The 19,036-nt window shown below is 68.8% G+C and carries 21 protein-coding genes; 8 read left to right on the forward strand and 13 right to left on the reverse strand.

The window, feature by feature from the left end; genetic code table 11:
- Positions 1–22: 22 nt before the first annotated feature.
- The 5 genes from KV396_RS01505 to KV396_RS01525 are packed head-to-tail and all read right to left on the reverse strand — an operon-like array spanning position 23 to position 5,826.
- The gene (locus tag KV396_RS01505) at positions 23–850 is read right to left on the reverse strand and encodes a carbohydrate ABC transporter permease (protein WP_247624917.1); all 828 of its coding nucleotides are present in this window, start codon (positions 848–850) and stop codon (positions 23–25) included.
- Complete coding sequence (locus tag KV396_RS01510; protein WP_247634260.1) at positions 847–1,815, reverse strand: carbohydrate ABC transporter permease; 969 nt, start codon at positions 1,813–1,815, stop codon at positions 847–849. The genes KV396_RS01505 and KV396_RS01510 overlap by 4 nt, the downstream gene beginning before the upstream one ends.
- Before the next feature lie 8 nt (positions 1,816–1,823).
- Entirely contained in the window at positions 1,824–3,146 is a 1,323-nt protein-coding gene (locus KV396_RS01515; RefSeq protein WP_247956618.1) for a sugar ABC transporter substrate-binding protein, read from the reverse strand.
- Positions 3,147–3,174: 28 nt separating this feature from the next.
- Entirely contained in the window at positions 3,175–4,668 is a 1,494-nt protein-coding gene (locus tag KV396_RS01520) for a GMC oxidoreductase (RefSeq protein ID WP_247956619.1), read from the reverse strand.
- A 51-nt stretch (positions 4,669–4,719) separates the two neighbouring features.
- The gene (locus tag KV396_RS01525; RefSeq protein WP_247956620.1) at positions 4,720–5,826 is read right to left on the reverse strand and encodes a Gfo/Idh/MocA family protein; all 1,107 of its coding nucleotides are present in this window, start codon (positions 5,824–5,826) and stop codon (positions 4,720–4,722) included.
- A 115-nt stretch (positions 5,827–5,941) separates the two neighbouring features.
- Between KV396_RS01525 and KV396_RS01530 the strand changes: the two genes are divergently transcribed.
- The 3 genes from KV396_RS01530 to KV396_RS01540 are packed head-to-tail and all read left to right on the forward strand — an operon-like array spanning position 5,942 to position 8,756.
- The gene (locus tag KV396_RS01530) at positions 5,942–7,138 is read left to right on the forward strand and encodes an ROK family transcriptional regulator (protein ID WP_247956621.1); all 1,197 of its coding nucleotides are present in this window, start codon (positions 5,942–5,944) and stop codon (positions 7,136–7,138) included.
- Positions 7,135–7,743: a DUF4166 domain-containing protein gene (locus KV396_RS01535; RefSeq protein WP_247956622.1), complete on the forward strand. Its 609-nt coding sequence runs from the start codon at positions 7,135–7,137 to the stop codon at positions 7,741–7,743. The genes KV396_RS01530 and KV396_RS01535 overlap by 4 nt, the downstream gene beginning before the upstream one ends.
- A gap of 56 nt (positions 7,744–7,799) precedes the next feature.
- Positions 7,800–8,756: an epimerase gene (locus tag KV396_RS01540; RefSeq protein WP_247957549.1), complete on the forward strand. Its 957-nt coding sequence runs from the start codon at positions 7,800–7,802 to the stop codon at positions 8,754–8,756.
- Here the strand turns inward: KV396_RS01540 and KV396_RS01545 are convergent.
- The 4 genes from KV396_RS01545 to KV396_RS01560 all read right to left on the reverse strand — a co-directional run bounded on the left by KV396_RS01545 (position 8,669) and on the right by KV396_RS01560 (position 11,267).
- Positions 8,669–9,670 carry an epimerase gene (locus KV396_RS01545; RefSeq protein WP_247956623.1) on the reverse strand — a complete coding sequence of 334 codons (1,002 nt, stop codon included), beginning with the start codon at positions 9,668–9,670 and terminating at the stop codon, positions 8,669–8,671. The two genes, KV396_RS01540 and KV396_RS01545, sit on opposite strands and share 88 nt — an antisense overlap.
- A gap of 1 nt (position 9,671) precedes the next feature.
- Complete coding sequence (locus KV396_RS01550; RefSeq protein WP_247634253.1) at positions 9,672–10,058, reverse strand: PLDc N-terminal domain-containing protein; 387 nt, start codon at positions 10,056–10,058, stop codon at positions 9,672–9,674.
- 14 nt (positions 10,059–10,072) lie between these two features.
- A complete protein-coding gene (locus KV396_RS01555; RefSeq protein WP_247634252.1) occupies positions 10,073–11,002 on the reverse strand; it encodes an aldo/keto reductase in 930 nt (309 codons plus the stop codon).
- A 61-nt stretch (positions 11,003–11,063) separates the two neighbouring features.
- On the reverse strand, positions 11,064–11,267 hold the full coding sequence (locus KV396_RS01560) for an XRE family transcriptional regulator (protein WP_247956624.1): 204 nt from the start codon (positions 11,265–11,267) through the stop codon (positions 11,064–11,066).
- Between the two features lie 118 nt (positions 11,268–11,385).
- Between KV396_RS01560 and KV396_RS01565 the strand changes: the two genes are divergently transcribed.
- Genes KV396_RS01565 through KV396_RS01575 form a run of 3 tightly spaced genes read left to right on the forward strand, consistent with a single transcriptional unit; the run spans position 11,386 to position 12,783 of the window.
- A complete protein-coding gene (locus tag KV396_RS01565; RefSeq protein WP_247624928.1) occupies positions 11,386–11,763 on the forward strand; it encodes an XRE family transcriptional regulator in 378 nt (125 codons plus the stop codon).
- Between the two features lie 7 nt (positions 11,764–11,770).
- Positions 11,771–12,172, forward strand: coding sequence for an ImmA/IrrE family metallo-endopeptidase (locus KV396_RS01570; RefSeq protein WP_247634251.1), 402 nt, complete (start codon positions 11,771–11,773; stop codon positions 12,170–12,172).
- A gap of 8 nt (positions 12,173–12,180) precedes the next feature.
- Positions 12,181–12,783, forward strand: a complete 603-nt coding sequence (locus KV396_RS01575) for a GNAT family N-acetyltransferase (protein ID WP_247956625.1) — start codon at positions 12,181–12,183, stop codon at positions 12,781–12,783.
- 21 nt (positions 12,784–12,804) lie between these two features.
- On the opposite strand, the gene KV396_RS01580 is transcribed toward KV396_RS01575, so the two are convergent.
- On the reverse strand, positions 12,805–13,008 hold the full coding sequence (locus KV396_RS01580) for a hypothetical protein (protein ID WP_247624931.1): 204 nt from the start codon (positions 13,006–13,008) through the stop codon (positions 12,805–12,807).
- Positions 13,009–13,117: 109 nt separating this feature from the next.
- Here KV396_RS01580 and KV396_RS01585 point away from each other — a divergent pair, with 109 nt between their 5' ends.
- The gene (locus KV396_RS01585) at positions 13,118–13,729 is read left to right on the forward strand and encodes a flavodoxin family protein (protein WP_247956626.1); all 612 of its coding nucleotides are present in this window, start codon (positions 13,118–13,120) and stop codon (positions 13,727–13,729) included.
- Here KV396_RS01585 and KV396_RS01590 read toward each other — a convergent pair.
- Together KV396_RS01590 and KV396_RS01595 are read right to left on the reverse strand one after the other, a co-directional pair.
- Entirely contained in the window at positions 13,659–14,669 is a 1,011-nt protein-coding gene (locus KV396_RS01590) for a hypothetical protein (RefSeq protein WP_247956627.1), read from the reverse strand. The two genes, KV396_RS01585 and KV396_RS01590, sit on opposite strands and share 71 nt — an antisense overlap.
- Before the next feature lie 54 nt (positions 14,670–14,723).
- Positions 14,724–16,691, reverse strand: a complete 1,968-nt coding sequence (locus KV396_RS01595) for a DUF7507 domain-containing protein (protein WP_247956628.1) — start codon at positions 16,689–16,691, stop codon at positions 14,724–14,726.
- Between the two features lie 340 nt (positions 16,692–17,031).
- On the opposite strand from KV396_RS01595, the gene KV396_RS01600 reads away from it, so the two are divergent.
- The gene (locus KV396_RS01600) at positions 17,032–17,967 is read left to right on the forward strand and encodes a hypothetical protein (RefSeq protein WP_247956629.1); all 936 of its coding nucleotides are present in this window, start codon (positions 17,032–17,034) and stop codon (positions 17,965–17,967) included.
- 70 nt (positions 17,968–18,037) lie between these two features.
- On the opposite strand, the gene nrdF is transcribed toward KV396_RS01600, so the two are convergent.
- Complete coding sequence (gene nrdF, locus KV396_RS01605) at positions 18,038–19,018, reverse strand: class 1b ribonucleoside-diphosphate reductase subunit beta (protein ID WP_247624936.1); 981 nt, start codon at positions 19,016–19,018, stop codon at positions 18,038–18,040.
- Positions 19,019–19,036: the final 18 nt, after the last annotated feature.

Below are 19,036 nucleotides of genomic sequence, written 5' to 3' on the forward strand. Positions count from 1 at the left end.
TGCAGGGGTCACGACGCGGCGGTCACTTCAGACCGGTGGCGGCGACGCCCTGGATGAAGTACTTCTGCAGGAAGAGGAACAGGATGAGGATCGGCAGCAGCACGACCATCGCACCGGCCAGCAGCAGACCGAAGGAGATGGTGTTGGATGCCTGCGACGCGACCGAGAGTCCGACCGGCGCGGTGTAGGTGTCCTGCGACTGGGCGACGACGAGCGGCCAGAGGAAGTTGTTCCACGAGGTGAGGAACGACAGGATCGCGACGGTCGCGAGGCCGGGACCGGTGAGCGGCAGGAAGACCCGGAAGAAGATCCGGCCCTCCCCCGCGCCGTCCAGACGCGCGGCCTCCATGAGCTCGAACGGCACGCCGTGCGCGAACTGGCGCATGATGAACACGCACAGCGGCAGCACGAGCACCGGCAGGATGATCGCGATGAGCGAGTTCACCAGGCCCATCTGCACGACGATCACGAACTGCGGCACGAAGAGCGCCACGTACGGCACGATCATCGATGCGATCACGAGCGGGAACACGAGGCCGCGTCCGCGGAAGCGCAGCTTCGCGAGCGCATACCCGGCCATCGCGCTGAAGAGCACGTTGCCCACGATCGCGACGCTCGAGACCACGATGCTGTTGAGCATGTAGGTGCCGAAACCGCGGTCGGCGAACAGCTGGATGTAGTTCTGGATCTGGAACGACTCCGGGAACCACGCCCCCGGGTTGCCGAGGAACTCGGCCTGCGTCTTGAACGATCCGAAGAACACCCAGACGAAGGGCAGGAGCATGAAGACGGTGATGACGGTGAGCGCCGTGTAGTTCAGCGCTTGACGCGTCGGAGACAGAGTTTTCAATGTTTCGGCCTCAGGATTCTGAACTGGACGATCGCGACGATTCCGACGAGCACGAGCAGCAGCACCGATCCCGCCATCGAGGCGGAGACGTTGCCGAACCCGAACTGCTCGTACACCCAGACGGCGATCGACTTGGTGGATCCGAGCGGGCCGCCCTTGGTGAGCAGGTACGGCTCTTCGAAGATGTTGAGGAACGAGACCGTCTGCAGCACCGTGACGAGCAGGGTCGTCGGGCGCAGCAGCGGCAGCGTGATCGACCAGAGCCGGCGCCAGGCACCCGCCCCGTCGGTGGCCGCGGCCTCGTAGATCTCCTCCGGCACGGCCTGGAGGCCGGCGAGGAAGAGGATCATGCAGGTTCCGGTCGTGCGCCACACGCCCATCATCACGACGGTGGTGATGGCCCAGCCCGGCTCGCCGAGCCAGTTCGGCGCTCCGAGTCCCAGATCCGTGAGGGTCGTGTTCACCGGCCCGGTGATCGAGAACGCGTACTGCCAGATCACGGCGGCGGCGACGATGTTGGTGATCACCGGCACGTAGGCCGCGGCCCGGAAGAAGTTGCGCAGGCGACGGATGCCGTTGTTGAGCATGAGCGCCAGGGCGAGGCCCAGGGCCATGCTGATCGGCACGCAGATCACCACGAACATCACGGTGTTCAGGAACGCGCTCTGGAATCCGGGGTTGTTGATGATGTCGATGAAGCCCTGGAAGCCCGTGAAGTTCACATTGAACGGATCGCGGATGTCACGGGCGCTGATGTCGGTCAGGCTCGCCCCGATCGCGAGCACGGCGGGGATGCCGGTGAAGAGCAGGAAGATCGCGAGGAACGGGGCGAGGAACAGCCACGCGGTGGTGGCTTCGGCCCGCGATCCCTCGTGCACCTTCCTGATCCGTCGAGGACCGGTGCCCCGGGGGCGTCGCGAGGACGCCCCCGAGGTGACCATGGTGCGGGTCGCAGTGGTGGACATGATCGGGGTCAGTTACCCGTCCCGATGGACTCGGCCTGCGCCTGAGCCTCGTCGAGAGCGTCCTGCGCCGACACTCCGCCGCGGACGACCTTCTCCATCTGCTCACCGATCACGGTGCCGACCTGGCTCCAGGTCGAGACCTTCGGCAGGGTGACGCCGGTCTCGAGACCGGCCTCGACCGTCTGCAGCAGACGGTCCCCGGCGAGCGCCGGGTCCTCCCACGCCGACTTCACGGCCGGCATGTTCTTGAAGATCTCGAACCACTTGACCTGGCTCTCGGGCTCCGACATGAAGCGGGCGAACTTCCACGCCGCGTCCTTGTTCTCGGAGTCCGAGGGCACGAACCAGCTGCCGCCGCCGACCGTGGTCGCGGCGTCGCCGTCGGGGCCGACGGGCATCGTGGCGAGCGAGAGGTGCTCGTCCGCCCAGCCCTCGCCGTTGGCATCGTCGAACCAGCCGACGAACCAGGGGCCGCCGTCGATGATCGCGGCGTTCTTGCCGGTGGTCGACCACGAGACCGTGTCGAGGAAGGCGGGGCCGTCGGGCGAGGCCAGGCCGTCGGCCATCAGGCCCGCCCAGTACTCGAGCGCCTCGACGTTCTCGGGCGAGTTGATCGTCCACGTCGAGAGGTCGTCGGAGATGAACCCGCCGCCGTTCTGCTTCGCGAAGGTCAGCAGCTGACGGGCGGTGTACGAGTCGTAGGCCGCGTAGAGCGCGAGCGGCCACTCGACACCGGAGGCCTTGAGGTCCTCACCGAAGGTGCGCAGACTGTCCCAGTCGGTGGGGGCCTCGGCACCCGCGGCCTCGGCCAGGTCGGTGCGGTAGATGACCATGTCGGCGTAGGCGTACCACGGCACGCCGTAGGCCACGTCGTCGTAGACCGAGTTGTCCCAGATGACCTCGAAGAAGTCGTCCGGGTCGACGAGGCCGTCGGGCACGGCGTCGAATCCACCGGTCGAGATCAGCGACGACTGCGTCTCGGTGAACGCGTAGATCAGGTCGGGCACGGTGCCCGCGGTGATCGCCGCGGTCATCTTCGATGCGAACTCCGCTTCCGGGATCTGCGTCATGTTGATCTCGACGTCGGGGTTGTCCTTCGTGAACTCCTCGAACATCTGGGGCAGTTCGGCGCCGTCGGCGCCCTGCGTCCAGATCTCGAGGGTTCCGGTGGCCGGCTCGTCGTCGACCTTCGTGGAAGCGCCGGCATCGCCGCCGCCGCTGTCGCCGCCGCGGCCGCAGCCGGTGAGCAGCAGGGCGCCGGACGTGACCAGCGCGATTCCGAGCATCGTCGCCCGGCGTCGCGAAGTGGTGTGGAAGTGCATCGCGATCATCTCCTTGGTGGGTAGGGGTACTGCAGGGTCAGAGGGAAGCGGCGACCGCGCGCGCGATGCGCACCGAGAGCGTGGCTCCGGTGAGCGTCGAGTTGCACGTCAACGCGGTCGGGATCACGCCGTTGCCGGCGAGATACAGGTTGTCGAAGCCCCAGACACGGCCGTCCGTGTCCACGACGCTCGTGCCGTCGTCATCGGGCCCCATCCGGACGGTGCCGGTGTAGTGCAGGGATGCCCCGGGGGGCTGCACCTCGCGGTCCTCGGTCGGGAAGTCCCCGATCACGGCCGCTGCCGTCCGCTGCACCTCCTGGGTGCGGCGGATCTCCTCGAGGTCGGCGTCGGAGTACGAGAAGTGCACGGTCATGTGCGGCATGCCGAGGGCATCCGTCAGCTCGTCGGAGAACTCGATGCGGTTCTCGGCGCGGATCTCGGTGGCGCAGTACCATCCGACGCTGAGCTTGTGGCGCCCCTCGAACTCGCGCTCCATGAGCTGGCCGTGCGCGGGGCGGGCGGCGCCGATCGACGGGCTCCAGAACGAGCCGATGAACGGCTCCCCCGCGGGCGGCTGGAGGATGTCGGCATCCGTCAGCCCGAAGCGGGAGGCGTCGATGTCGACCTCGCCGTCGATCGTCGCGTGCTCGTTGAGGTAGGCGCCGAGGGCGGTGGGGCGGATGCCGGAGGCCCAGAGCAGCTGCGGGGTGCGCAGCGCGTCGCCCGCGATCAGCACCTGCGCGCCGTGGGCGGTCGCTTCCTCGCCGGTGACGAGGTCGCGGTAGGAGAGTCCGGTGACGCGCGTTCCGTCGTGCTCGATGCGGTGCACCAGCACGCCGCTGCGGAGCGTGACGTTCGGCTCGCTGCCGTCGAAGACGAAGGGCGCGATGTCCCGGGGGCCGGTGCGGGCGAAGGGCTCGCCGACGCGCGGCACGCCGCCCATCGGCATGTACCCGAACTCGCGGGCGGGATCGGGGCTCGGCACGGCCTCGCGGAGAGCGGCGAACAGCGGCTGCTCGAACGGGTTCGGCACGCCCGCGACGAGGGGCCCGACGTAGGTGCGCAGCAGACCGCGCGCCGTCTCGAGGTCGGCGTCCCATTCCGTGCGCGGCAGGAAGGCGGGGATCTCCTCTGCGTAGGGCCAGGGGGTCGCGGCGGTCCAGTGCACGCCCATCCCGCCGATGTTCCAGGCGACGGACGCCCCCGGGAAAGCGGCGAAGTTGTGCCCGAAGAACGCGGCGGGGAACACACCCGAGGACTCGGGGTCCCATCCGTCGCCCTCGATCGCGCTCATCGAGACCGCGTCCTTGACGTACTCGATCTGGCGCGCGCGGCGCATGAGGTCGTCGTACGAGGCGTTCATCGCGCTCTCATCGGCCTCGACGAGGTGCTCGCCCGGCACCGAGGTGATCTCGCGACCGGCCTCGAGCACCAGGATCGTCGCCTCGGGCACCTGCTGGTGCACCTGCTGCGCGATGATCGCGCCGTTCGGACCGGTGCCGACGATCACGAGGTCGAAGTTGTCAGTCATCTGTGTTCCTTCTGTTCTGCGTTGAATCAGGAGAGGTGCATGCACCGGGGGTCAGAGTGCGGGGGTGTCGACCCAGCGCTGCTCGTCGGCGGCGATCAGCACGGCCTCGGTGAGCTGAGCGGCGCGCACACCGTCGTCGAAGGTGGGTAGGCCGTCGGGTGACTCACCGCGGATCGCCGCGTAGGCGTCGGCGACGAAGCCGTTGAAGGCGTCCTGATAGCCCTGCGCGTGACCGGCGGGAACGGTCGAGAACCGGGCGACTCCGGGGTGAGCGGTCTGCGGGTCGCGGAAGAGGTGCCTGCTGCCCTCGCGCTCGCCGATCCACAGCTCCTCCGGGCGTTCCTGGTCGAAGCGGATGCTGGCCTGCGCACCGTGGAGTTCGAGGGTGAGGGAGTTCTTGCGGCCGGCGGCCATCTGCGAGATCAGCAGCGTGCCGATCGCGCCCGACTCCATCTCGACGAGGATCGACACGGCATCCTCGTTGGTGACGGCGCGCCCGGCGCGCTCGGCGTAGACGCGGCGCGTGCGGGCGGTGAGGCGCACGATCCGCTCCCCCGCGACGAACTCGAGCAGGTCGCACAGGTGCGAGCCGATGTCGGCGAAGGCGCGGGAGGGTCCGCCGTCGGCGGAGGTGACGCGCCAATCGTCGTCACCGGGCAGGAGCATCCAGTCCTGCAGGTATCCGCAGTCCACCGTGAGGAGATCTCCGATCTCACCGGCGGCGACGCGGGCGCGGGCCTCGCGCACCATCGGGTGGTACCGGTAGACGAAGGGCACCACGGCGACCACACCGCGCTCGGCGGCTGCGGCGGCGAGCGCGCGGGCGTCGTCGACGTGCGTGGCGAGCGGCTTCTCGCAGATCACGTGCACGCCGGCCTCGATCACCGCGAGGGCGAAGGCGGCGTGGGTGGCGTTGGGGGTGCACACGTGCACCACGTCCACGTCCTGGGTGAGCAGTTCGGCGAGATCCTCGGCGGCGCGTTCGATCCCGAGGTCCTGAGCGGCGGTGAGGGCCCGCTCCCGCGAGGAGCTCGCGAGCACTGCGGTGGTGGCACCGGCGGCGCGTGCTGCGCGGCTGTGCACCTGGGCCATGAATCCTCCGCCGAGGAATCCGGATCGGATCGTCCCGACGCCGGTAGCTGTGACGTCCGTTGTCATGTCGATGATTCTGACACGAGTCCTCCTACTTTTGCTAGATCTTCGTCAAAAGATTTTTCTCCATCGTCAGATCTCCTCCGCTGAGCAATGGAAGTCCTGTGATTTACTGACCCCTATGAGTGATGCGGAACGCCACCTCCCGAACGCCTCCACGGGCGCGGGCGACATCTTCCAGCTCCTGCTGGACGGTCAGGCGCGCACCAAGGCCGACCTCGTGCACCTCACCGGCCTCGCCCGTTCCACCGTGTCGGCGCGCGTCGATGCCCTCCTCTCCGCCGGACTGCTCGTCGCCGCGGGCGAGGCCGCGTCCACCGGCGGGCGACCCCCGTCGCGCGTCGCCTTCAACCCGCGCGCGGGCCTCGTGCTGGCCGTCGACCTCGGCGCCTCACACGCCACGATCGCCATCGCCGACCTCGGCGGCAGGATCCTCGGCTCCACCACGCATCCGCTCGACATCGCCGGCGGGCCCGAGCCGGTGCTCGATCGGATGCTCGTCGAGGCCGAGGCCCTTCTCTCCAACCTCGAGACGCCCACGAGCGCGCTCGTCGGCGTCGGGATCGGCGTGCCCGGCCCGGTCGAGCACTCGACCGGCCGCCCCTACAACCCGCCGATCATGCCGGGATGGGACCGCTTCGACATCCCCGGGTACGTGCAGCGCACGTTCGACGTGCCGGTGCTCGTCGACAACGACGTGAACGTGCTCGCCCTCGGCGAGCAGACCACCAGCTTCCCCGACACCACCGATCTCATCTTCGTCAAGGTCGCCACCGGCATCGGCGCCGGCATCATCGCGGGCGGCCAGCTGCAGCGCGGCGCGCAGGGCTCGGCCGGCGACATGGGGCACGTCCGCGTGCCGCACTCCGCCGAGTCCACGCACGCCGCCGATGAGGAGCGAGACCTCGAGGACCTCGCCAGCGGCAGCGCGATCGCCGCGTCACTGCGCGCGCAGGGGATCGACGCCGAGACCAGCCGAGACGTGACCGAGCTGGTGCGGGCGGGGAACACCGCGGCGATCGAAGCGCTGCGCCAGGCAGGGCGCGACGTCGGCGAGGTGCTCGCCACGGTCGTGAACCTGCTCAACCCCTCGATCGTCGTGCTCGGCGGCAGCATCGCTCGAGCGGGCGAGCACCTGCTGGCCGGTGTCCGCGAGGTCGTCTACCGCCGCTCGATCCCCCTCGCCACCCAGCATCTCGCCATCGTGCAGTCCCCGACCGGGGAGCGCGCCGCGGTGCTGGGCGCGGCGATCATGGTCGCCCGCGAGGTGCTCTCCCCCGCCAACGTCGAACGATACGTGTCAATGAGAACCCGATGAGTTCACCGTATGAGCGCGCGCTCGGAGATCGCATCTCCGAGCTCCACCCGAAGACCGCCTGGTACTTCCGCACGATCCCCGATGGTCAGGTCGGCATCGGCACCGGGGTCTTCACCCGAGCCGGGTCCCCGCATCGCTGGCTGTGGCCGGTCTTCCGCATCGCCGAGTCCCTGGGCGTCGCGTTCGCCGGGTGGGAGCGCGACGTGCCCTTCCGCATCGAGAACCGCACGATCGGCGGCACGGCCGTCGCGGTGCGGTACTTCGACCTCCCCGGCCGCACCTGGGTCATGCCCGACACGGTCGCCCTCGGCGAGAATCGCGTCCTCCGCAACGAGATCGGCCCGCACCGCACCGTCGTGACGACCTTCGACCTCGACGTTCACGACGGCGCGGTCGTGCTCACCATCCGACGTGTCGGGATGCGGTTCGGGCGGCTGCGCATCGCCGCTCCGCGCTTCCTGCGCCCGCGCATCGGCCTCGTCGAGCGCTGGGACGAAGACCGGCAGCAGCACCACGTGAACATGACCATCGACGCGCCACTCCTCGGTCGCGTCTACGAGTACACGGGCTACTTCGACTACGTGATCGAGAGCGAGACCCCGTGACCGATGCCACGCCCCTCCCCGCGGGCCCCGTCGTCATCGGCGGCTCCTCGGGATTCATGGGCAGGCACCTCGTCCCGCGCCTGCGGTCCGCCGGACGCGAGGTCATCACGATCTCGCGATCGGGAGCCGACATCTCCTGGGGCGAGCAGCGCGCGATCGATCGCGCCGTCGACGGCGCGTCGCTCGTGATCGGTTTGGCCGGCAAGAGCGTGAACTGCCGATACACGCCCGAGAACCGCGCCGAGATCTTCCGGTCGCGGCTCGACACCACCGCGTCGCTGAGCTCGGCCATCGCCGACGCGACGGACCCGCCGCCCCTGTGGATCAACTCCTCGACGGCGACGATCTACCGCCATGCCGAGGATCGACCGATGACCGAGTCGTCCGGGGATCTCGGCGCCGGTTTCTCCGTGGACGTGGCGAAGGCCTGGGAACGCGCTTTGTTCGCCGACGATCTGCCGCACACCCGACGGGTCGCACTGCGCAGCGCCATCGTGCTCGGCCACGGCGGTGTGCTCGGTCCGCTCGAACGCCTGGCGAGACTCGGGCTGGGCGGCGCACAGCACGACGGACGCTGGCCCGTCAGCCGGGCGCGCCGCGCCGCCGGAACCGGGCACTTTTCGGGAGCACTCCACGGCACGCAGAGGTTCAGCTGGGTGCACGTCGACGACGTGGCCCGGATCATCGACTTCCTCGAGGTCACCCCCTCGATCGAGGGCCCGGTGAACGCGGCCTCCCCGAACCCCTCCGACAACGCCGGGTTCATGGCCACCGTGCGCCGAGTGCTCGGCGTCGGCTTCGGGCCCCCGCTCCCCCGATGGATGCTCGAACTCGGCGCCATCGGCATCCGCACCGAGACCGAACTGGTCCTGAAGAGCCGCTGGGTCATCCCCGAGAGGCTCACGACCGCCGGGTTCGCCTTCGCCTATCCGGAGCTCGAGGGCGCGGTCCGTGAATCCTTCTCGCGCACGTCGCGCAGCGCCGGCTCCAGCTCGGGGAAGGCGAAGGCGTAGCCTGCGTCCTCGAGCACTCTGGGAGCGATCCACCGACTGTTGAGCACCAGATCCGGCTCGGCGCGCAGCACCCACATCGCCGGCTCGAGCATGAACCGCCACGAGGGCAGCCCGATCGGCATCCCGACGACACGACGCAGCGCCCGCATCAGTCCGCGGTTGTCCACGACGCCCGGCGCCGACATGTTCACCGGACCCGAGACGCGCGCGTCGTCGCGGATGAACCGCACGGCGCCCACGAGGTCGTCGATGTGGATCCAGCTGAACCGCTGATGCCCGCGGGATCGCCGTCCGAGCGGCTTCCGCGGCTCGGTCGGGTGCGGGCCGATGCCGCGATAGCGCCGGTGCGGGAACCACCAGCCGTCGAACTGCGGCCCGCCGACGCCGAAGCGAGCGAGGCGGAAGAGCAGTGCCGGCGCGGGACCGTCGCCGACCACGAAGGTGATCCGCAGCGCCACCCGCCTCGTCGACGGCAGATCGCCCCGGAACAGCTCGGCTTCCCAGGCCCGGGTCACGTCCGGCAGGAAGCCGGTGTCGCGCTCGGTGTCGGCCTCGGTCTGAGCGCAATCGAGCGCGTAGCGGTAGACCGCCGCGCTGGAGGCGTTCATCCAGACGGCGGGCGGACGCTCGGCTCCCGCGATGGCGTCGTGGAGCGCGCGGGTCGTGTCGATGCGCGACTGGAGGATCTCCTCGCGATTGCGATCGGTGAACCGCGCGTTGATGCTCTTGCCCGCGAGGCCGATGACCAGGTCCGCGCCGTCGACGACGCGCCGGATCGACGCGGGGTCGTCCCAGCGGGCGTCCGGGCCGTGGCGGCCGATCACGCTCACCGCGTATCCGTCGGCCTCGAGCGCCCGCGTCAGCGCCGTGCCGACGAATCCACTCCCGCCGCCGATGACGGCCCGTTTCGCCATGTCAGAGGCCTTCCCCGCCGGATTCGCCGGCATCTCGCTTGCGCTTCTCGATCTCCTCGCGCAGGCGCCATTCCTCGATCTCGCGATCGAGGTCGGCGATCTGCTGCTCGGTCGTGCGGATGTCGCGGGGCGGCGCCGGGGGTGCCGCGGTGCCCGTCGACGGGGCCGTGCGAGGAGCCCTCCGCAGACGCGGGATCGCGATCCCCGCGTCGCCGTAATCCCGACCGAGGCCGAACCACAGCAGGGCTCCGAGGAGGGGCAGCAGGATCACCACGATCAGCCAGACGAGGCGGGGCAGGAACCGCACCTGCGAGTCCTCGCGCCGCACGATGTCGACCACCGCGCCGATCGTCAGCGCGAGAGTGATGATCGTGAACAGGAACGGCATGAACTCAGAGTAGATCAGGGAAGCAGGTGCCCGGCAGCCCGGAACAGCTCGTACCACTCCTCACGGGTGAGTTCGACATCCGCCCCGGCCGCGGCATCCGTCACCCGCTCGGGCGTCGTGGTGCCGAGGACGACCTGCATGCGCGCCGGGTGACGGACGATCCACGCCGTCGCGATCGCGATCGGCGTCACGCCGTGCGCGGCGGCGAGCCGGTCGATGACCGCGTTCAGCTCGGCGTACTGCGGGTTGCCGAGGAAGACGCCGGTGAAGAAGCCGCCCTGGAACGGCGACCACGCCTGGATCGTGATGCCGTTGATGCGGCAGTACTCGATGATCCCGCCGCCGTCGCGCACGATGCTCTGGTCCTCGGCCGCCATGTTCATCGCGATCGGCTGGGCGATGATCGGGGCGTGCGTGATCGAGAGCTGCAACTGGTTCGCGACGAGGGGCTGGCGCACCGCGGTGCGCAGCAGGTCGATCTGGCGCGGCGTGTGGTTCGACACCCCGAATGCGCGCACCTTGCCCGAGGCTTCGAGCTCGTCGAACGCGCGCGCGACCTCCTCGGGTTCGACCAGCGCGTCCGGGCGGTGCAGCAGCAGCACGTCGAGGCGGTCGGTGCGCAGCGAACGCAGAGATCCCTCGACCTGCGCGACGATGTGCTCGTACGAGAAGTCGAACATCCCCTTGTCGGGCACGATGCCGCACTTGGTCTGCAGCACGATCTCGTCGCGCTCGGCGGCGGTGAGACGCAGAGCAGCGGCGAACCGGGACTCGCAGTGGTGCATGCGTCCGCCGTAGATGTCGGCGTGATCGAAGAAGTCGATCCCGGCGGCGCGCGCCGTGTCGTACAGGGCCCGGATGTGGGCGTCGTCCTTGTCGTCGATGCGCATCATCCCGGCGACGACGGCGGGTGCGGTGGTGGTTCCGAAAGGCACGGTCTTCATGGCGCCACGATATCGCGGCGGCGGGCACCCGCGTCAGTGATCAGCGGTCGGCGGTCAGCGGTCAGCGACCCGAGCGCAGGTCGGGGAGGAGGGATGCCGGCGAACGATCCAGCGCCTCGGCGATGCGCGCGAGGTCGACGACGCTGATGTCGGCCTGCGCGTCGAGCTTGCGACGTAGGGTGGAGTAGGCGATTCCGGAGTGCTCCGCGAGCCATCTCTTCGAACGCTGACTCTCACGCAGGGCGGAGACGATCGCGGATGCCACCAATTGTCGATCATCTGCCGTCACACGTAGACAGTATCCTCCCGATTGGCGACACGCAACACGGCATGTGTCCAATATGACGGCATACTGCATCCATCACGGTGCTATCGTGACTCGTGTGAAGACATCAGCGGAGCTGTTCAACGCGGCCGTCGGCCGTCAGCTGCGGGCCGAGATCGCCGCCGCAGGAAGCAGCATCGCCGCCATGGCGCGCGATGCGGGAGTCGCGCGGAGCGCGCTCGACAACTACGTCACCGGCAAACGCGCCATCCCCGTCCCGGTCGTCTACACGGTCTGCGCGATCATCAACGTGGCTCCGCACCTCGTGCTCGCGCGCGCCGAAGAGCGCCTGAGCGCCGACATCGCGAGCGCTCCGGCGACGATCACTCCCCTGCACCGCCGCCCCGATGTCGCACCCCTCGGCCAGGATGTCCCTGAAGTCGCCTTCGGCTCTCCCCTGCCGCACGATCGCGATACCGACGACCTCTATTCGTAGGAACGACATGGACCCGCAGCTCCTCCGCCTCGCCGAGGAGCGCGGGCTGCACATCGTCGAACGCGCCGGCCCCACGCGTGGCGGCTTCGACCCCGCGCACAGCATCATCCGCGTCACCCCCGGCATGAGCGCCCGCACCACCCGCAGCGTCCTGGCCCACGAACTCGGGCACGCCACGCTCCGTCACGCGCCGACGACGCACGCGCGCCTGCGCGCTCGCCAGGAGCGCCAGGCCGATGCCTGGGCCGCACGCCTCCTGATCTCCCCGCAGGCCTACGCCGCCGCCGAGAACCTCCGTGGGCCGCACCCGGCGAGCCTCGCGTTCGAGCTCGACGTCACGGTCGAACTGGTGATCGCCTACCAGGCGCTCCTCGCCCGCGCGAGTGAACGACAGCGCCGCGCTGGTTGAATGGCCGCATGGCTTTTCTCGTTCCCCCCGCGCCCGTCACGCTCACCGGCCACCTCGTCGAACTGCGTCCGCTCGACGCGTCGTACCGCGACTCCCTCATCGAAGCCGTCGAAGAGGGCGACCTCTGGCAGACGGCCTGGTACACCTCGGTACCCGCACCCGACGGGGTCGCCGCAGAGATCGATCGGCGGCTCGATCACTGCGCGAAGGGCGAGATGATCCCCTTCGTCGCCGTCGATGCGACCGGTCGCGTGCTCGGCATGACCTCGTACTATGACATCGCCGAGGACGTGCCCCGCCTGCACATCGGGTACACGTGGAACCGCCCCTCCGCCCACGGTACCGGCACGAACGCGGAGTCGAAGCTGCTGCTCCTGCGCCACGCCTTCGAGACGCTCGGCGTCTTCCGCGTCGGACTCACGACCCAGTGGGTCAACTTCCAGTCCCGTGCGGCGATCGAACGCCTCGGGGCCAAGCAGGACGGCGTGATGCGCGCGATATCTCGCTACCGCAACGGTGCACTCCGCGACAGCGTCGAGTATTCGATCATCGAGCCGGAGTGGCCGGCCGTGCGCGCGAACCTCGAGATGCGGTTGTCGCGCAGGACGTGAGGGCGCCGGCGCTGGCCGTGATCAGTCGGTGGAGGGGCCCGACCAGTTCTTCGAGCGCCGCGTGGCCGAGCCGCGCTCGCGCATCATGAAGGCGAGCGACAGCATCGTGATCAGGAGACCCGCGACGAAGATGATCGCCTGGTAGTCCTCGGCGGTCTGCGCGAAGGCCATGAGGTAGATCCCTCCGAGGAAGAGGATCAGGAAGAAGATGAAGCTGAGGATCACGGGATCTCCTGTCGTAGCGGCCGCCTCTCCAGCCTACCGCGCGTAGCGCAGGGCACCGATCCGCGGAAGCCCCTTCGCGCGCGCGGCATCCGCTGCTCTACTCGTCATCATGGATACCGCGCTCACCGCACTCGCCATCACCTGCACGCTCAAGCCCTCCCCCGCCGACTCGAGCTCCGACCTGCTCGCCACGCAGATCCTCGACGCTCTCGCCGACCACGGCGTCACCGGTGATCTGGTGCGCGCCGTCGACCTCGCCGTGAAGCCGGGCGTCGAGACCGACATGGGCGACGGCGACGAGTGGCCCGCCATCCGCGAGAAGGTGCTCGGCGCCGACATCCTTGTGCTCGTGACCCCGACGTGGATGGGGCAGCACTCGAGCGTCGCCCAGCGGGTGCTCGAGCGCCTCGACGCCGAACTCGCCGAGACGGATGCCGAGGGGCGCCCGATCCTGTTCGACAAGGTCGCGATCGCCGGGATCGTGGGCAACGAGGACGGCGCGCACCACATCGCCGCGATCCTCTTCCAGTCGCTCAACGACGTCGGGTACACGATCCCCGCGCAGGCGTCGGTCTACTGGAACGGTGAAGCGATGCAGGGCGTCGACTACAAGGACCTCGACGAGACGCCGGAGAAGGTCGTGGAGACGATCACGACGGCGTCGCGGAACGCCGCGCATCTCGCCCGGGCGCTGAAGACGAGCGCGTATCCGGCCGACTGAACGTGACGACCTCGTCGCGACGCGATCGATCCACCGAGAGACCTGCGAGCTCCAGCCGACGGAACGCGCGCTTCGGCAGACCCGGCAGCCCGCGCTCCACACCGCGCGGAGGTGTGACGAGCCCCAGGAGGAGCGACAGGTCGACGCCTTCGGCGCGCACCTCGATGCGCGCATAGTCGCTGCGTGGCCTCCACAGCAGGCGGTCGAGGTCGCGATAGGGGACGCGATGGTGCACCGAGCCGACCGTGAGGCGCAGCTCGTCGTTCCCGAACTCGATGACGGTGGGAACGGACCGACGCCGCGCACAGGCGGTGAACACGAAATACACCGGCAAGCCGACGAGCAGGCCCAGCGCGATGATCACGATGCGCGGGCCGAGCCTCATCGCGAGGTCGTCGAAGACGACCATCAGCACGAACGCCACGAGCCCGGCCGGCAGGATCATCCCGACGATCGCCAGCGTGAGGGCGCGCATGCGCATCTCGACCGCGTCGACGCGCAGCTCCGAGCCGTCGCCGCTCGGCGCACGCTCCCAGGTGCGGAGAACCGGAGCCGGACGCTTCGCGGCATCTCGACGGCTCATCACCGAGGTCACGCGCGAGAGCAGCCCGAGCCAGATCCATCCCGCCGCCGGGATCGCGGCCATCTGCAGTACCACCACGACCGCGCGCACCGGCTCGGAGAGCGTCGCGAGCCAGGGCCCGGCGAACTCGACCACGACGATCATCAGCGCGGCCAGCACCACGGCGACCCCGATGTGAAGGGGAACGCCCGTGCGATTCGGCATCCGCAGCGTGAGGCCCACGAAGGCGAAGCCGAAGCACCACCCGCCCACCAGCATCAGGAGGAACGGGAAGAAGCTCAGGTCGTCGCCGGCCAGGGTCGCCGCGAGGGCGGCGGCGAGGAGGACGACTCCCCAGAAGAGCGGACGGCGCAGCACGGGACAAGCTTAGGATCAAGCCCGCCCCGTGCTGCGCCGGGTGTCGGTTGCGGATCAGCTGCGGCGCGCGCGGCGCACGGCCATCGTCGCTGCTCCGGCGAGCAGCAGCATCAGACCGAAGCCGACGGCGTACCAGGGCAGGTCGCCTCCGGTGAGGGCCAGGCCGGCGCCTGCCTGGCCGGCCGCGTTCCCTCCGACGGCGGCAGCAGCCGGCACGGTGACGGTCACGGCCGCGGATGCCGATCCGGTGAGGAGGTTCTCATCGGGGTCCACCGCGGAACCCGCGGCACCGTTGGTCAGCGTTCCGACGTCGGCGGCGCGCACCTCGTACGACACGGTGCAGGTGAGCACATCGCCGGGGGCGAGCGTCACGGGTGCGGTCGTGTCGCACTCGAGGTCACCCAGCGGAGCCGATCCCGAGAAGTCGGTGTCCGTCAGCGTGACATCGGAGAGGGTCACGGCGCCGGCGTTCGTCGCGGTGAGCGTGTAGAGAACGTCGTCGCCGACCGCGGCGGTCGATACCGATGCCGTCTTGGTCACGGCGAGGGCGGATTCACCCTCGACCGCGACGAGCGCGGTGGACGCAGCGGATGCCGACGACACCGTGGTGTCGGCGATCAGCGCCGTCGCGACGGCCTCGTTGCTCACACCACCGGCGTCGACATCGGCCTGCGTGATCTCGTAGGGCGCCTGGCACGTGGTGCTCTCGCCGACGGCGAGTTCGGTGACGGGGCACACGATCTCGCCGAGCTCGCCCGTACCCGAGAAGGCCGTCTCGTCGATCGCGAGACCGTCGACCGGCAGGTCGCCGTCGTTCGTGACGGCGAAGTCGTAGACGACCGTGTCGCCCGCGACCGCGGTGGTCGGGCTCACGGTCTTCACGAGGCCGAGCGACGCCGCCTTAGCGGTGTTCGTGACCGTGCAGCTGACCGCGTCACCGGCGACCAGGGCGAGCTGCTGGCTCGCGCCCGCGCCCTCCGGCAGCTCGGTGGTGCTGGTCGCATTCGCGTTGGTGCACGCCCAGTCGGCGTCGTAGTAATCCACCGGGCTCGCAGAGCCCGCGGTCGACGCTTCGGAGAGCGTGAGCGGACCGCTCGGGATCACCGGCACGACGTCGGTCGACGCCGAGTCGGAGTCGCCCGTCGAGGCGGATGCCAGAAGCGGACCCTCGCTCGATGCGACACTCAGGTCAAACGAGTCGGTGGGGTCGACGCGGCTGGCGACCTGCTTGTCGACCGAGACGCTGGCGGTGCGGATGCCGAAGGCGAGGCCTTCGCGCTCACCGCGTGCGTACATGAAGAGCGATCCGGTGATCGAGGTCGCCGACGGGGCGGCGAGGATCGACCCGTAGGCCGACGGGCTACCCGCGACACCGGGGTTGCACTGCACCGCGGTCGTGCCGTTTCCGTTGAGCGGTATCGCGCACGCGCCCCCACTGGTGATCGGGGCGTGGCTGTCGATCAGCGTGAGAGGAGTGTTGGCAGACCAGTAGACGAACTCTCCCAGGTTGCCGGTCACGGCATCCGTCGTCTCCGGCGCCGCCGTGACGAGGTCGTAGCCCGTCACGGGGGTGCCGTTCAGCGAAACCTGGAAGTTGGTGACGTTGATCTGCACCGCGCCGTACAGTGCTCCCGACGACGAGTAGAGGAACGGCTGACCCGGGATGCCGTTGTAGTACCCGGGAACACCCATCACGAATGGACCGGCGTTGGCCGGCTGCGCGGTGACCGCGCGGGTGCTCCACCCGGCTACCGGGCGCTCGGTCACGGTGTAAGAGACGTCGTACGCCCCCAGCGACATCTCGAACTGCTGCCCCTCGGCGGTCAAACCGACGGTGGAGTCGTAACCGGCGAAGTCGAGCCAACAGATCGAGTCGGGGAACTTCCCGCCCCCGTCCGGGTTGGCGTACCCGCAACTGGACTCGATCGGAGCGGCGGATGCCGGAACCGCCGCGACTCCCGTGAACAATATGGCCAACAGTGCTGCTGCGCCGGCGAACGCCGACAGTTTCTTGACGCTCACAAGCGCTCTCCCCTGGGTAAAGGTGGGCAGCGTCCCATCAACGCCTCCCCTTCAAGAGACGCCGGAACGGCCCGATCATTACGCGCATCTGTCGGATACCGATGCGCGCACCACCGGCACATCGCGTTCTTTCGAATCCCCCGCGATATTTCGGTCAGCTCACCCTATTGGACAGGAAGTGTCGAATGCGAGATGTGCGCCACACGTCATCCGCAATTTACTTTGAACGTTGATTCAGTCTTGCCGCCCGGGCGCGATGCGGGTGTATGTTTCGGAAATGGAGCCGTTGCGCGTAGGGCTCGTCGCAGATCCGGCTTCGCCCACGGCCGTGGCTCGTCGGATGACCGACCTCGCGCCGCCGATCACCGCCGAGGCCGTCGGCTGGACGGTCGAAGTCGTCAGCGAACCGTTCACCCTCGGATCCGAAGATGTCGACGTCGCCGTGGCTCGACTCGGCGAGCACGCCGAGCAGAACGGGTGGGATCTCGTCGTCGGTGTCACCGAGCTCCCGCTGCGCGCCGACGACGGCCGCTATCTGCTGGCGGCGATCGACGCGCGGCGCCGGTCCGCGGTGCTGTCACTGCCCGCTCTGGGCGGCGTGCGGGTACAGGCGCGAGCACGCCACGCCGTGCGAGGGCTCATGGATGAGATGGCCGAACCCGCCACGCGCGAGGATCAGCGCCTGCCGCTCCCCCGGATCAGCGCCCGCGGGCGCCTGCTCATGGCCATGGTGCTGGCGAACCGCCCGTGGATGCTCGCCGCGGGACTCAAGTCGGCATTGGTTGCGGCCCTGGCGACTGGCGCCGTGGCGACGATCGAACCGACGGTATGGTCGCTCGCGATCTCCCTGTCGGGCTGGCGTCTGGCGGCGGCGATGGTCGCCTCCATCGCTATCCTCATCGCCTGGATCGTGATCGACGGCGAGCTCTGGGACCGCCCCGAGGACGACTCGCCCGCGTCGCGGGAGAGATCCCGGCTCTACAACACCTCGACGATTCTGACTCTGACCGTGGGGATCGTCATCTGCTATCTGGCCCTGTACGCCGTGAACCTCGCCTGGGCCCTCTTCGTCCTCGATACGGCGGTGATGAGCGACGCCCTCGGTCGCGCCGTCGAGCTTCCCGACCTGTTCTTGCTCACCTGGTTCGTCGCGTCGGCCGCGACGCTCGGCGGGGCACTGGGCACCGGTTTGGAGTCGGACGATTCGATCCGCGCCGCCACCTACTCGAAACGCGAGGAGGAGCGGCGCGCTCGCCTTGCCGGCGAGCGCGCCTGAACCGATCACGAGCGCGCCGGAACCGATCAGGCGAGATGATCGCCGAGCGGACCGCCCCGCTGACAGGACCTCAGAAGTCCCAGTCGTCGTCTTCCGTCGCCTCGGCCTTGCCGATGACGTAGGAGGAACCCGAACCCGAGAAGAAGTCGTGGTTCTCGTCGGCGTTCGGCGACAGGGCCGACAGGATCGCCGGGTTCACGTTCGTGACCGTCGACGGGAACATCGCCTCGTAGCCGAGGTTCATGAGTGCCTTGTTGGCGTTGTAGTGCAGGAACTTCTTGACGTCCTCGGTCAGCCCGACGCCGTCGTAGAGGTCCTGCGTGTACTGCACCTCGTTGTCGTAGAGCTCGTAGAGGAGCGAGAAGGTGTAGTCCTTCAGCTCGTCGCGGCGCTCCTGGGTCTCGTTCTCGAGACCCTTCTGGAACTTGTAGCCGATGTAGTAGCCGTGCACGGCCTCGTCACGGATGATGAGGCGGATGAGGTCGGCCGTGTTCGTCAGCTTCGCCTTCGACGACCAGTAGATCGGCAGGTAGAAGCCCGAGTAGAACAGGAACGACTCGAGCAGGGTCGAGGCGATCTTGCGCTTGAGCGGGTCGTCGCCCTGGTAGTAGTCCATGATGATCTGAGCCTTCTTCTGAAGGTTCGGATTCTCGGTCGACCACCGGAACGCCTCGTCGATCTCCTTCGTCGACGCGAGCGTCGAGAAGATCGAGGAGTAGCTCTTCGCGTGCACCGACTCCATGAACGCGATGTTGGTGTACACCGCCTCTTCGTGCGGGGTGATCGAGTCGGGGATGAGCGACACTGCGCCCACGGTTCCCTGGATCGTGTCGAGCAGCGTGAGACCCGTGAAGACGCGCATCGTCAGCAGCTGCTCCTCGGGGGTGAGCGTGTTCCACGACTGGATGTCGTTCGACAGCGGCACCTTCTCGGGCAGCCAGAAGTTGTTCACCAGACGGTTCCAGACCTCGAGGTCCTTGTCGTCTTCGATGCGGTTCCAGTTGATCGCCTGCACGCTGTCGACCAGCTTGAGCGGAGGGTGAGGAGTCATGTTCGTCGTTTCTCGATA

The organism is Microbacterium galbinum (assembly GCF_023101185.1).
GTDB classification, from domain to species: Bacteria; Actinomycetota; Actinomycetes; order Actinomycetales; family Microbacteriaceae; genus Microbacterium; species Microbacterium galbinum.

Coding starts and splice junctions, on each gene's coding strand:
- KV396_RS01540 (WP_247957549.1), top strand. CDS start 7,800: ATGGGCAGGCACCTCGTCCCGCGCCTGCGGTCCGCCGGACGCGAGGTC.
- KV396_RS01525 (WP_247956620.1), bottom strand. CDS start 5,826: ATGACAACGGACGTCACAGCTACCGGCGTCGGGACGATCCGATCCGGA.
- KV396_RS01535 (WP_247956622.1), top strand. CDS start 7,135: ATGAGTTCACCGTATGAGCGCGCGCTCGGAGATCGCATCTCCGAGCTC.
- KV396_RS01530 (WP_247956621.1), top strand. CDS start 5,942: ATGAGTGATGCGGAACGCCACCTCCCGAACGCCTCCACGGGCGCGGGC.
- KV396_RS01550 (WP_247634253.1), bottom strand. CDS start 10,058: ATGCCGTTCCTGTTCACGATCATCACTCTCGCGCTGACGATCGGCGCG.
- KV396_RS01555 (WP_247634252.1), bottom strand. CDS start 11,002: ATGAAGACCGTGCCTTTCGGAACCACCACCGCACCCGCCGTCGTCGCC.
- KV396_RS01520 (WP_247956619.1), bottom strand. CDS start 4,668: ATGACTGACAACTTCGACCTCGTGATCGTCGGCACCGGTCCGAACGGC.
- KV396_RS01585 (WP_247956626.1), top strand. CDS start 13,118: ATGGATACCGCGCTCACCGCACTCGCCATCACCTGCACGCTCAAGCCC.
- KV396_RS01575 (WP_247956625.1), top strand. CDS start 12,181: ATGGCTTTTCTCGTTCCCCCCGCGCCCGTCACGCTCACCGGCCACCTC.
- KV396_RS01510 (WP_247634260.1), bottom strand. CDS start 1,815: ATGTCCACCACTGCGACCCGCACCATGGTCACCTCGGGGGCGTCCTCG.
- KV396_RS01545 (WP_247956623.1), bottom strand. CDS start 9,670: ATGGCGAAACGGGCCGTCATCGGCGGCGGGAGTGGATTCGTCGGCACG.
- KV396_RS01600 (WP_247956629.1), top strand. CDS start 17,032: ATGACCGACCTCGCGCCGCCGATCACCGCCGAGGCCGTCGGCTGGACG.
- nrdF (WP_247624936.1), bottom strand. CDS start 19,018: ATGACTCCTCACCCTCCGCTCAAGCTGGTCGACAGCGTGCAGGCGATC.
- KV396_RS01570 (WP_247634251.1), top strand. CDS start 11,771: ATGGACCCGCAGCTCCTCCGCCTCGCCGAGGAGCGCGGGCTGCACATC.
- KV396_RS01515 (WP_247956618.1), bottom strand. CDS start 3,146: ATGATCGCGATGCACTTCCACACCACTTCGCGACGCCGGGCGACGATG.